Below are 217 nucleotides of genomic sequence, written 5' to 3' on the forward strand. Positions count from 1 at the left end.
CGTTATATGGAAAACCATTTTGATAAGCGTTTAGACCCAACAAAGTTGGTTGAAGGATCAAAAAGTGTGGTGTCTCTTTTACTAAACTATTTTCCTGAAGAAACTCAAACAGATAGTACCCTTAAACTTTCTAAATACGCTTACGGAACCGATTATCATTTTGTTATAAAAGATAAATTAAAAGCACTTTTACATTTTATACACGATGAAATTGGAG

General features: G+C 31.3%; 1 protein-coding gene. It reads left to right on the forward strand.

Annotation, left to right across the window (positions count from 1 at the left end; all coding sequences use genetic code 11):
* The coding region (locus tag FUA24_RS23230) for a QueG-associated DUF1730 domain-containing protein (protein ID WP_148545716.1) at positions 1–217 on the forward strand (217 nt) is incomplete at both ends.

Source organism: Seonamhaeicola marinus, from assembly GCF_008085455.1.